This is a genomic window from Vibrio renipiscarius (genome assembly GCF_000827885.1).
Classification (GTDB): Bacteria; Pseudomonadota; Gammaproteobacteria; order Enterobacterales; family Vibrionaceae; genus Vibrio; species Vibrio renipiscarius.
On sequence record NZ_JTKH01000003.1, the window covers coordinates 231,514 to 244,282 of the forward strand.

At 44.7% G+C, this 12,769-nt stretch carries 9 protein-coding genes; 2 read left to right on the forward strand and 7 right to left on the reverse strand.

Translation table 11 applies throughout. The features are described from left to right. Nucleotides 1-536 precede the first annotated feature (536 nt). The gene (locus OJ16_RS01340) at nt 537-1,457 is read left to right on the forward strand and encodes a sensor domain-containing diguanylate cyclase (protein ID WP_040986611.1); all 921 of its coding nucleotides are present in this window, start codon (nt 537-539) and stop codon (nt 1,455-1,457) included. A 127-nt stretch (nt 1,458-1,584) separates the two neighbouring features. Here the strand turns inward: OJ16_RS01340 and OJ16_RS01345 are convergent, their stop codons facing one another. From OJ16_RS01345 to OJ16_RS01365, 5 genes are all read right to left on the reverse strand, one after another. Beyond that, nucleotides 1,585-1,791, reverse strand: coding sequence for a hypothetical protein (locus OJ16_RS01345; protein ID WP_040986613.1), 207 nt, complete (start codon nt 1,789-1,791; stop codon nt 1,585-1,587). A 1,226-nt stretch (nt 1,792-3,017) separates the two neighbouring features. Further along, complete coding sequence (locus OJ16_RS01350) at nt 3,018-3,371, reverse strand: DUF3147 family protein (protein ID WP_040987106.1); 354 nt, start codon at nt 3,369-3,371, stop codon at nt 3,018-3,020. A gap of 217 nt (nt 3,372-3,588) precedes the next feature. Beyond that, nucleotides 3,589-4,095 carry an AAA family ATPase gene (locus OJ16_RS01355; protein WP_040986615.1) on the reverse strand — a complete coding sequence of 169 codons (507 nt, stop codon included), beginning with the start codon at nt 4,093-4,095 and terminating at the stop codon, nt 3,589-3,591. Nucleotides 4,096-4,308: 213 nt separating this feature from the next. Beyond that, nucleotides 4,309-5,196 carry a lipase family protein gene (locus OJ16_RS01360; RefSeq protein ID WP_040986617.1) on the reverse strand — a complete coding sequence of 296 codons (888 nt, stop codon included), beginning with the start codon at nt 5,194-5,196 and terminating at the stop codon, nt 4,309-4,311. 254 nt (nt 5,197-5,450) lie between these two features. Beyond that, nucleotides 5,451-6,236, reverse strand: a complete 786-nt coding sequence (locus OJ16_RS01365; protein WP_052810420.1) for a class I SAM-dependent DNA methyltransferase — start codon at nt 6,234-6,236, stop codon at nt 5,451-5,453. A gap of 705 nt (nt 6,237-6,941) precedes the next feature. On the opposite strand from OJ16_RS01365, the gene OJ16_RS01370 reads away from it, so the two are divergent. Further along, nucleotides 6,942-10,349, forward strand: a complete 3,408-nt coding sequence (locus OJ16_RS01370) for an Ig-like domain-containing protein (protein WP_040986619.1) — start codon at nt 6,942-6,944, stop codon at nt 10,347-10,349. 148 nt (nt 10,350-10,497) lie between these two features. On the opposite strand, the gene OJ16_RS01375 is transcribed toward OJ16_RS01370, so the two are convergent. Then, complete coding sequence (locus OJ16_RS01375; protein ID WP_040986621.1) at nt 10,498-11,514, reverse strand: helix-turn-helix transcriptional regulator; 1,017 nt, start codon at nt 11,512-11,514, stop codon at nt 10,498-10,500. Between the two features lie 187 nt (nt 11,515-11,701). Further along, a complete protein-coding gene (locus tag OJ16_RS01380; RefSeq protein WP_040987111.1) occupies nt 11,702-12,700 on the reverse strand; it encodes a DUF2860 domain-containing protein in 999 nt (332 codons plus the stop codon). Nucleotides 12,701-12,769: the final 69 nt, after the last annotated feature.

Sequence of the window (12,769 nt, forward strand, 5' to 3'; positions counted from 1 at the left end):
AATATATTGATATTTGCACTAACAACCATTCATAACAATGAAGCGAAAAAAGCAGAAAGAACAATCGCAAGACATTGAATTTAATAAAAATAAAGCACTACAAGATCAGTTAACTCTGGAGAGAGTGCGCATTGAAATCACCCGATAAAAAATTCATTTTTTATCGCAAAACCGTTCGGATGACGGAAAATTCATTGTCGTGTGAAGATTTATAGGCGTTGTCGCATTGAGGTATCGCGATTAAATCGCAAGCGGCGGTTGAGCCGATGAATGGGTAACCGCGGTGATTATTTAGCGGTTGTCGCGTGTATTTTCGGTCTTATGTGTATGAAAATTGCGACTTGTTAACAAGGATTTTTCAGATAAATATTAGCAACTTATCACGCAGACTAAATTTTTGAACCTATACTCTAAGAAGAGACATTAACAAGATAGAATGCCTGAATACTCGACATCACAATACTAGGTATAAGCAGAACCCAGCAAAAGAGCGAGGATTGGAAACGCAAAATGGATTTGCTTAACAGGGATAGGAAATGACAACTCATAGTCAGTATCGAAATGAGGAATATGCAGCGATCATCGCTGCGCTGCCTGATTTGGTTTTTATTTTGACTGAATCTGGCCTGTATGCCGATATTTTAGGTGGTAACAGTTCGGAGATGTATCACAATGGCTTGTCACTCGTCGGTAAAAATTTACACGATGTTTTATCACCAGAACATGCCAACTGGTTTTTAGGGAAAATACACGAAACGCTCGACCAAAATAAACTGATGTGTTTTGAATATTCGCTTGCTGGCACTGATGTAGCTTGCTTAGACGTTCATTCAGGCCCTCCAGGAACCTTGCGATTTGAAGGCCGAGTTAACCCACTAAGATCACGCTATAACGGTGAAAGAGCCGTTGTTTGGGTCGCGCGTAACATCACTTTTCGCCATGAACTGGCACAACAACTCACCTATTACGCTGAAATGGATTATCTCACCGGTGTCTATAATCGTCGAAAGCTCTACGAACATTTTTCTGACGCGTTAACGCATTTTCAGCAGTCTCAACAGCACTACTGCTTCTTACTCATCGACATCGACGAATTTAAGAAAATTAATGACATCTACGGCCACCAGACGGGAGATGATGCGATACGTCAAGCGACCAAAACATGCCAATCGATGCTGGGAAATAACGATATTATCGGGCGCCTGGGCGGGGATGAATTAGGGATCATTCATCAGTGTAGCGAAGCGCTCTCTTGCACTGAATTAGCACGTAAGCTCAATGAGGCTGTGGCCACGCTTTACATTAATGAGAGTGTACCCGAGTACCCGCTCTCGTTAAGTATTGGCATTACCCATTTTGAAAAACACGATGACGACATAGAGGCCATCTATCAACGAGCCGATCTCGCACTCTATGAATCAAAAAACAATGGCAAGAACCAATACTCGTTCAAGTAGCTACCCTCACCTTTTTTGCGCATTCATGCGTTTACAAGCAGATATTTCGTACCGCTTGAACGCGTAAAAAGCGCATAAAAAAAGACAGCCCGCAGATTATGCGGGCTGTCTTTATATACACGTTATATTAATTCTTAACGGAATTGATGAAACGTTCGGCGCTAGCAAAGAGAATGTCACACTGCTTTTGTTGTTTGCTGTGCTCAGCAGTGCCTACCGTTAGCGACTCAAGGATTTCCTTCGCTTTGTTGTATTCGCCAACCATATTTGCGAATCGCTCTTCGAAATCATTTTTGCGCATTTTTTTAACGTTCTTTCTTACCGGTTTTTTCATAACTTCCTCTTACCATCAAAGATCTAATCGTTCTTTCCGTTCTTTTTCCAACAGAATATCTTCGATTCTTCGCCTTACTTGATGGATATTATTTGACTTGTCATCTTTCGCTTCACTCTTATCTTTTTTCGGCTTATCGGTAGGGTTTTTCATTTTCAAAGTTTTACTTCCATTTCTGTTTCAATATGAGAACCCTCAGCCTTAAACCAATGTGGTACACACCATGATGGCAAATAAATAATTTGCTTAAACACTGGCATCCACGGTGGATAAGAGATGACGCTCCAATACATCGCTCGTGAGTCAATGCATTGTTTTAGATAAAGTTTACTTTCCGGTTCATCGAAGATGATTTTTCGTACTAGCGGCTACAATCGTTAACACGTTGTCACACTGAAAAAAACCATCTCGACTATCGATTAAGCGAGAGTAACATCTGACGCGACGAGCTTTCACCGCCCTGACCTTCTGCCAACATTTAAGACTGTCTGTAGCAATAATATTGAAATAGACAAAAAACAACGGCTCGACTCTTTACTGGAGTACAGCCACAATTTTTGTTTCGTAACCATTTAGCGGAGTCTATTGCCTTACTTGGCGAACACCTCGATAACATGGAAATCTAAGATAGAAACGACTCGATCGGGAATGAAGAAAAATTATCTCAGGACAAACAGGGTGGATGACTTAGAGATCAAATGGAGACGTTATCAAACTCAACATTTCATCAATAATTAGGCTACGTTAGCTGTGGCCACTATACACCTGACCTACAGAATAGATAGCTATTTCTAAACCTATTTACAATATATTTAAAAACAGACACTTAACCTTAATAATTTGGCGTGGAATCGACTTAACTCTCCGATTATTGACATATTATCGAGTGTTTAAACGACGATCGGGAAAGAAGAAGCGCTCGTTGAGGACTGACCGCATGGCCAGTTTCGTCGCTTGGGAACGGTCATTATCGCTGTTTTTCAAGCAAGGTTTCGTTGATTTGTTCGGTGTTCTACTGAACCCTTTTCTTTCGCCTGGCGTGCGCGGGCCAGCCACCCTTTGTCTTGCCACCAAGTAACCAGAAAACCGCTTTTGCTTGCTTTAGGACGATGGCAATAACGCTCACTATGACGTCAAGATATGGCGCTATGCGGGATAACAACAGCGGTCAAACGTGCGATTGACGCTATCGATATATGTAAGAGGCAAGGAGCAAGGTTCAAAGCTCAAGATAACAAATTCACGCCAAAAAACTTCGCGACCACACTTATAATGGCAAAGCAAAGAATTGAGATTAAACAACTTATCAGCAAAGTTAACCAAAATGAGTATTTACTCAGTAGATATGGAAACAGCAGAAACATTGGCAACGTTGGAACGACAAACCAAAATGTATAGTAGGCATGATTTGAAAGCTTTTCAGTGCCTTGCCCTTCGATATACATCCAGATCAAAGCCAAGATAGTCACCGTAGGCAGCGCAGCAACCATCGCGCCAAACTTGTCGCTTCTCTTCGCGACCTCAGAGATAAGCACGACGATTGCAGCCGTCAGTAGATATTTAGTCACAAGCCAAACCATCATTACTCTCCTTGCCTGGCATCTAACGTTTCATACATTGTGCCTAGTCGCGTTAAGTTAGTCAGCAACGCCAACCAATCAAAACCATTGTGATATAAACACTGAAACCGAACAATACTAACGCAACGATGATCCGAGAATATTTCACATTATCCAGAGAGCCCCACTTTTGATAACTCGATGTGAGTAACGGCTGGGGTCACCATTGATGAGCTTGCTAAACCGCTAATTTTTCGGTGAGTTCTGCAAACGATTGGTCGACATTTTTGCCTGATGTGTCGATTTTAATAACCTCCGTTTTCCATGACTCATAGTGGCGGCTTTGTACTTGCTGCCAATTGGGAAGCGTCAGATTAACGACTTCACATTGCCGCGTGTTAACCCGCAGCTCATGTTCAGCGCGATCTGAGCAACTCACTTCAATATTAACGAACCGAGCGCCAACACTTTCCGCGACGTCTTGCCACTCGTTACGCGTTAACTCAATAGGATTACAAGAGTCCGAAATACAACTAATCCCAAGCGCCAGATTGTCTCGGATAATACGGTAACTTAAACGATAGCCCTCACCTTCAACCTTGAAACGGCAAAGGTCTCTCAGCCCTTGCTCTACCGTATCAATACGAACATACATCGCGCCCGTTTTGGTCGCTAACAATTTCGCCAGTGTCGATTTACCTGAAGCGGGAAGCCCCGAAAATATGTACAAAATAGGTTGATTCAATAGACCTCCAAACGGTTCCTGTATGGCTCAGAGCAGTGCCCGTCATACCACGTGTTTTTTATACGTGACTTCAACTTATTGATCAATAAGCGCACATTGCCATATTGAGAACACACCGCTCACTGATGCATTGGTTTAGACAAAACGATACAAATAACAGTGCAAACCGCTCGGGCGAGAAAGACGTGATTCTTCACCTTTCTTGAGTCTGTTCTACGCCATAAGATCCCACTTCGTCACGGCCGCTAAGTACTTATCAATATCGTGGTCTTCAACCAAATCGATGCCCTCTTCCAATAAAGCGGAAACCGCGCCATCGACATAATCAACAAACTTAAACCATAACCCGACTTCTTGATGAATTTGCTGCTCCGATGAAATGTACAAATAACGGCCAATGTGGCTATACCCCATCATACGAGCGGGGGCTCGGGTGACAATGTCATTATTGTTATGAAAACGAAAGTAGCGCGATTTACATTCGGCATTAAAGAGACGAGCGGTATCTCGAGTCACGGCGCGCGGCTGGCCAAAAGTGTAAACGCTCGTGAAGGGTTTATCTTCGTGTAACAATTTGGCCGCGGCAATGGTCGCCATAGCCCCGCCTAAACTGTGGCCAGTGATAAATAGCGGTCGAGGCTTTTGCTGCTGTAGTTGGCGAAATCGCGCATTAAGCGGTCGCCAAACATCCTCTAGCGATTGCCAAAAACCACGATGAAACGCACCAAACAAATCGTTAGTTGCAAAGGCGTTAAGGTTATCAAGCCAATCGGCTAATTCATCTGTCCCACGAAAAGTAATGCATAAGTAATCTTGGTGTTCGATTACGGCCGCTTGTGCGCTATTACAACTCACACCAAGCACACTGACAAAGCGTTTGTCGTCTTCCAACAAATTAGCCAGTATGCGCTCTTCATCGGGTTTCGGGTTAGGCGTGGAATCGCTGAGGTAGACTTCTTTTGATAATCGCGCCATCCAATAGGCATTCCCGGCATGTAAACCCGTGGTGTATGGTGCGACGGCTTTATTGCTGACGATGTGGTGCTGTTCGTGTGAACGCTTCGTTGAGGGTTCCGATGATTTAGTCTCAAACGTAGGCATGTTGCTTCCCTATTTATTTACCTTGTGGGTTTTATAGTGGGCAAAAGCGCATTTGAGGAGAATAGTAAGACGAGGTTTTACCGATTTTCGTTGGCCGTTATGAGAGGCACTATTTTGATTGCCATGCTTTCGTTACGTCTTTTCACATTGCGGACGACATCGATTTCAAAGTTCATACGGGGCGCTAGGCTCAAAAAGAACAAAAGCCAGCGGGTTAAGGCTGGCTTCTTAATGTCATTATGGGCACATCTAAATTAGCGTTTTACACAAGCAAAGAACGCATTACCAGATTGACCATCCCACGGTAAGATTTTTTCGTAGTCATGCTCGAAGATATGCACTTCAAAGTACGGTTCGAGCAAAGCACTGAGCTCTTCGTAGTTGACGGCGACCATTGGGTGCTCATCGTTCCACAATTGCTTTTCAAGATCGGTGTGCTTTTCGATGCTCAAGGTTAAGAACTGTTGTTCACCTTCACCACTGTATTTCCAGCCAGAGCTAAAAATAAACTCGCCGTCACTATGCATCGCGCTGTGGCGAACAAATGAACGGTTGTCGATCTTGTTGCGGTTCACCGAGTTAAAGCAGAACATGCCCCCTTCTGCCAATGCAGCGTGCGCATGCACAATGCACTGCTTAAGGTTCTCGATACCATCGCTGTAGTGAATCGAGTATAAGAAGCAAGTGATCAAATCAAGCGGTTGTTCTACGGTGAAATTACACATATTGTGCAGTATAAAGTCCGCTTCAGGGCAGCGAATTTTTGCTAAATCGAGCATCGGCTGGTTCAAATCTAAACCGCTACTTTGGTAACCAAAATCTAGAAAATGTCGAATATGTGGGCCAGTGCCACACGCTAAATCGAGATGTTGTTTACCTTCGTTACCAAACAGTTGGTGCAATCGACGTACATAGCCACTTTGTGCTTGGTAATCGATGTCGGCACACATCAAATCGTAGTAACCAGAAAGGTCGGTATAAAGGGCGTTTGAAGAAGTAGTACCCAATGTCAGATGCTCAAATAAAATTCGGTGGCGCATCCTATATCAATTACACCAATTTACGAAGAAAAATTATTCCCCCGCCCTCTTTTTGTGCCCTCTTTATTTCCGGCCTGAAATCAGCGATGCATAATCAACTCATGGAATAATCAGCTTCATATTTGCTGCTCAGTATTCATTCTTCCTTGTGTGACTTTTATTCCAAACCAATAAATAATTGGAATTAACGTCATAAATTCATAAAAACCTTCACACTGAAAAATCTCTTTGTTTGCTAATATACAAACACAACATGTTTAAATATATTTCCTGATATATAAATTAATGACTCTATATTTATTATTATTTAGATCGCCTGTTTTGTAGCCTATGGATATATTCAAACCTCGTAAGGATCATGAATTATTTAACGCTTTAGTTGTGATAAAAAATCTGACATAAGCGCGCACCTCAAGCCCATGCACCTTGAGGTTTCAACCCATACTCCCTGATGTTTTGGGGCTTAAAAACCAACAATAACAGTACCTTCTAAATTTTAGTATTTGCCTTTCATGTCGGAAATAACTGACAAACGAAGGTGTGGAAATAAATTCAACCGTTCATTTATACTCAACATCGTAGGCAGATAGCCCCCCGCAATGTCGCCTATATTTCGGTTCAGAGGTTTCGGTAACACCATCACTCACCTCTAATCACTAATACATTTATCTGCATGGATAAATAAAAACAAAGAAGATATAAACCGTGAGAAAAATAAATAAAATAACTGCTGTTATTACCAGCGTTATGTTCAGTGGCTATTTATACGCCGCTGACGCAAGCCTAACATCCGGCGTCATCACTTTTGTTCCAGGCGAAACGAAAGTCCAAAATGGCGATATGGTTGCTTATAACGGCGACTGTTTCATCGCTAAAAACAACCCTGGAGTATGGGAAACGCCGAATGCTAGCTCATGGTTTTGGGAAGTCGCTGTATGTTCTGGTGAACCAGAGCCAGATCCTGATCCAACGCCTGACCCGGATCCAACCCCAGATCCTGATCCAACACCGGACCCAGACCCTACACCAGATCCAGATCCAACGCCTGACCCAGATCTAGGCGATGTCATCCCGTTCGTTCCGGGCAAAACCCAAGTAAGCAACGGCGATGTGGTTTCTTTTGACGGCCAATGTTTTATTGCCCAAAACAACCCAGGTGTATGGGAAACGCCAAACGCAAGTTCATGGTTCTGGAAGCTGACTGAGTGTTCTGACGAACCTGGTACAGGTGAACCTGAGCCAACTGAGCTATCAGTACTTTCTCCTGTTTCTGGCCAAGTGCTAAAAATCGATCAACCGGTTGCAATCAAAGCAAATGTTGACGGTGAACTTGCGGCAAAAGTAGAGTTTTGGGTGAACAGCACCAAACTGGCTGAAAAAACGGTTGATCAAAATCAAACGCTTTACTCGCACACTTGGACACCAAAAGATGCGGGTAACAGAGCGGTTAACGTTTTTGTATTCGATAGCAAAAACCAGAAGCTAAAACAGCAATCAGTGAATGTGACTGTCGAAGCCGATGTGGAAGACGATTTCGTTGCGCCTGTTGTTTCTTTCATTACACCAGCAAACGGTACAACCATTAAAGAAACAGAGTCAGTTGCGATTTCAGTAAACGCGACCGATGCGGACAACGATCTGGCTAAACTGGTTGTTAAAGCAAACAATCAGGAAATCTGTCGCTTTGATGCAACGACTACTGAGGCATTTGCGTGTAACTGGCAAGCGACTCAAGCGGGTAACGTAACGCTTAAAGCCATCGCAACTGACGCTCAAAATCTGACGTCTACGGCAAGCGTGAAAATCACCGTGGAAGAAGAAGCGGTTGAGCCGCCACCAGTAACACCACCAGGTGGTTTGTGTGCGGATTTCAATGTTTACCCAGACTGGACGCAAGGTACACATGCGACTGGCGGCGACATCATGGTACATGACAACATCGCCTACTCTGCGATTTACTGGACTCAATCAGTACCAGGTAGTGATGCTTCATGGTCTCTACACCTAAACTGTGATGGTTCAGAGCCAGGTACTGCGCCACTGCTATCACTGCCAAACCCGATGGACCCAGTTCGTCTGGAAGTTGCAGGTTGGCCAAATACATTGGTTGTTGCAAGCCCTGCAACCATGATTTCAACAGACGCTCCAGCAAACGTAACCATCGAAGCGATCAACAGTGCTGATTTGGCTGATTTCGATGCGCTAACCAACGCATTTGTTTCTGTTATCGAGGCGGCAACACAAGCAGGCTCAGCTTCTATCATCATTAGCAGCGACGTGCTTGATAACGCGACTCAAGATCTTGGTTCTATCGCAGTGAAAGAAGCGCTAATCAACGCGGTTGACATCACGGGTAGCCGTATTGATGTTGATGCGATCAACGCGCTAACGAACGATACAAAAGGTTGGGCACAAGCACATAACCTAATCATCACTACCGTTGCACCAGAAGCAAGCTTCGGCTGGTCTCTAAGCATTGGTGAGTTTGCTTTTGATACGCATTCAGGCCGTCAGTCTGTTTGGGATGCTGCGTCTAACCACTCGGCTGATCTACTCGACAAGTTTGAGTTATACAAAGCAGATTCTGCAACTAAAGCGGATTTCATTGCGTTCACTAAATCAGACGCAACAGAAGCATTGTCTTCAGAGCAATGGCACAACGCGCTTGAGTACGTGAAGCAAGTTTCTGATTATGTGAAGACACCTGCAATACTGGCAAATCTGCCAACAGAGCAAGCGGCGACCTACTTCATGGGTAACACCACGAGTGAGCAGCAACTTCGCAAAGCGGCATTTAGCAACGTATTTGCTATTGTGTTCGATAACGATACGGCAGAGCTAACCAGCAAAATTGAACGTTACCAAGATGTAAAAGTGCCACTGTACTACGTGGGTGAAGAGCTTGAAAAAGGTTCTCTAACGCGTATTGAAGCACTGAACATTGAGCTGACCAATGCTGAAGATGTTATGAACAATAAAGCGTTCCTTTACGAAACGCCGCAATCACAGTGGGAACCTTCAACGGTATACAAATGGGCTGACTTCCTAGATGGCCTAAATGCAATGCACAACATTGGTGTGGCGGGTAACAAGTTCTGGCTACTCACCGATGAAGCGGATGATCAAACGAACATCACTTACGCAAAAGTCGCGATCGCCGCTTTCCTTGCGCAAAGTATGCAAGAGACCATCCGTTACAACGCTTGTGATGAGAACAACTGGTCTGAAGTGAAATACGGTGCTCCAGCGGATTACCCAATGACAGCAAGCTGTGGTCAGCTTGGTCAGAAATACGCGGATTACGGTGTAAACCCAGTTTCAGGCCTAGACTACGCTTACTCTTGTCCTCGTGATAACAAGATGGAAGTCAGCGCTCTGACCCACGCGAAATGGTACGGCGCACCAGCTCCTGTATTTGCAGCACCTGACGCGGTACTAGAAGAGAAAGGTCTACTGGTTAACGGTGCGGTTGGTCGTTGGACAAACAACGGTCACTGTAACGATGTTCCAGAAAAAGTAGATACCTCTAAGCAAGTTTGGGAACGTGACGATTGTAAAACGTACGTTGGCCAAAAAGCAGGTAGCTTCATTTGGGATGGCAGCAGCCAAGAAAGCGTTGAAGGTTGTGGTTGGTGGGGTCGTGGTGTAATCCAAACAACGGGTCGCCAAAACTTCGGTACGCTTAACCACTACCTAGGTCGTTCACACGTTGATCCATCAACGATTGGTCAAACGATCGATGGTGTAACCGTTGAAGCGCCACCAGCGAACCCGCTATACGCTGAACTTGATTTCTGTTCAAACCCAGGTCTAATTTGTAGCTCTGAAGAGAACCGTGAAATCAAGTGGATCGCAGGTCTGTTCTACTGGGTAACATCAGTACAAGCGTACAACGATGAAGGCGGCCAATACGGTGACTGGAACTACCACAACGAACTGAAAAAGTACGTGGACAGTGGCCTACAAGGTTCTCAGTTCATTGATGACGTTTCTGGTATCGTTAACCGTGGTTGTCCTGACCTAACGTGTTCAACGGGCGATGTACACAACGTTAAAGAACGTCGCGCTAACTTTAAGCTAGTGCTTGAGCAACTAGGTCTTAACCCGCAATAATCGCTCAGGCGATAAGCCACAGGGCAATTTGCGAGAAACGATTTAGCTGCGGTTGTCATTGGCAACCCTAAATAGAAACACCCGCTGGTGAAAACTGGCGGGTGTTTTTTTATGCTGGGTTAAACGCCTCTTGGTTAACGCCTCTTGGTTAACGACGCTGTGTTGGCGTTTCGCCCGTCCATCGTTTAAACGCGCGGGTAAAGGCACTGGAATCTGAAAACCCTAACTCTAGAGCGACATGCGTAATATTAACGTTGTGCTGGTTAAGCATGTTCAGGCTCTGCTCTAAGCGGTATTTATCATACAAACGACGAAAGCTCACACCTTCTTGTTGCAGCTTACGGTTCAGTGTTCTTCCACTCATATGCAGCTCTTGCGCAATGCTATCAAGCGTGATGTCGACGACGGCTTTACTCTTAAACACCTCATTCACTTTAAAAATGATACTGCGTTCTAGGCTATGCGTCGCTTGCTGCTCCGCCAACACTTTAAGGTGCTCGTGTAACTCAGGATCGTAACGGCGATGGGCTTGCTCAACCAACTGGGGATGAAACAGAAAATAGCGCGCCGCATAACCGGGCTTGACCTCAATATTGAACACACGTTCCAATAGTGGCATGACATCCCCCGCCACGGTAATGCGATTAATGTAAATTGGCAGACGCAAATTGGGCGCTTTAAGATAACGACGGATCAATTTTAAGATCACACTCAAATACAGCCCCAAACTGAGATGAGACATTAAGGTTATTTCATCAACGTATTCTTGAGTTATCGTCCACAGTTCCAATTCCCCATGCTCAGTCTCACGGCAAATAATTTTTAACAGCGGGTGGAGATGAAAAGAGTAACGGCACAGTAAATCGCAAAAAGCGTGCAAGGTAGGCGCAGTAAGCATGGCGAGAACAGGGGCGCCCTGCTCAAGCTCATCGAAATGCTGGGCTGTTTGACTAAACAATTCAATTAGCTCGTCACCATAGCGCAGATATAACTGATTAACGGCAAATTCAAGTTGATAAGCAGAGACCGTTTCCGCCTGACACAATTGCGCATATTGTGTTGACCCTCCCCAAATATCGGCACTCTCCTGACTGCGTTGCTTAATCGCGCTATCAAGGCAGTGAAACCAGAAAATGGGTAATTGGGTACTAAAATCAGTGGTCATAAATACTCGTTAGCCAGTACAGCCTTCGTTAAGCCTATACGTACTGATATTGGTGACGGGATAGCTAGCGAGAAATTGTATCTAAGGGCAGAATAAAAACCATTATCTTGTCCGTTATTTGGGATCTGGCCCGTTGGCGGCCATGACCAGCAATGGCATCATTTCTGCCCGACCAACGGCAACGGCGCTAGAATTTATAATCTAAACCGATAGAGGCGATGTATTGTTCGGATGTGTAGTAATCAATATTCGATTGCGTGGTTTTTGCCCCAACAAACCAAACCAGTGCCCAATCTTGGTAGCCTAAGATATCGGTATATTCGTAAGCGAGGAACAAGCCGTAATCTTTGTCTTTACGTGTTTGGCTAAACACTGGATTTTGCGTGTCGTAATCTCGCAGAGCAGCACTTGCCGTTAGCGCAAAGCCGTGTTTGTCTATTTTGCGCGCATAACTCAACTCCCCACCGTAGCTAACAAAAGAGAACGCATCCCCTTTTGGTCTTGAACTCGTGACATAAAGTGAAGGTTGTAGCAAGGCTTGATGCTCGACTAGGAAGTGACGATAGCCGGCTTTTAGATAGAAATAGTTTCGCTCTCGCGTTAAACGCGATTGTTCTTCAGGCGTAAGATCTAAACCTTTTGTGCCTGATCGCTCTTCATCCACCTTCGATTCTCCTGCCGCCATATCGACACTAAAATTGGATCCCGCGATTTGAGATAACTGCATACGAATAACATTACCGCTTAAGTCGGTTTTGTTACGGGTTTCATCAATAGCGTATGGGTCATCCCACACTTCACCTGAAATCAACGTGGGTAGCGCTGAAATGTCAAATACCATGCCGCTGGAAAACTGCTGACGGTAGCCGACTTCAAACGCTAATGAGCCGGTCACAATGTCGTCTCGCGATGTCCCCATAAACAATTGCTTATTAAGCGAATCGCCAAAAGTATATTGTAGTGTTCCTAGCACGCCCGGCATCACGCTTACCTCACCACTGCCTTTTGAGTTCAAGTCACTGATGCTTTGCCTTTTGTCTTGATCGACATGCAAATTACTGGTGTTGGATGTCACAACAGTGAGCACTGACACATTGCCACTAAAACCTTGCTCTGGTTCCAAAGCGGCCAAACCTGGCGCTGCGGCGAATGCGGAACACAAAAGGATGGGATAAATCGTTTTCATAATCATTAACTCTTAACTCTTAATACTTAGCTCTTAGCGCTGGGTGGTAAAACGTTGACTGGGCCGCGC

Excerpts from the sequence above, each read along its gene's own strand:
- OJ16_RS01340 (WP_040986611.1), top strand. The coding sequence starts at position 537 with ATGACAACTCATAGTCAGTATCGAAATGAGGAATATGCAGCGATCATC.
- OJ16_RS01345 (WP_040986613.1), bottom strand. The coding sequence starts at position 1,791 with ATGAAAAAACCGGTAAGAAAGAACGTTAAAAAAATGCGCAAAAATGAT.
- OJ16_RS01350 (WP_040987106.1), bottom strand. The coding sequence starts at position 3,371 with ATGGTTTGGCTTGTGACTAAATATCTACTGACGGCTGCAATCGTCGTG.
- OJ16_RS01360 (WP_040986617.1), bottom strand. The coding sequence starts at position 5,196 with ATGCCTACGTTTGAGACTAAATCATCGGAACCCTCAACGAAGCGTTCA.
- OJ16_RS01365 (WP_052810420.1), bottom strand. The coding sequence starts at position 6,236 with ATGCGCCACCGAATTTTATTTGAGCATCTGACATTGGGTACTACTTCT.
- OJ16_RS01375 (WP_040986621.1), bottom strand. The coding sequence starts at position 11,514 with ATGACCACTGATTTTAGTACCCAATTACCCATTTTCTGGTTTCACTGC.
- OJ16_RS01380 (WP_040987111.1), bottom strand. The coding sequence starts at position 12,700 with ATGAAAACGATTTATCCCATCCTTTTGTGTTCCGCATTCGCCGCAGCG.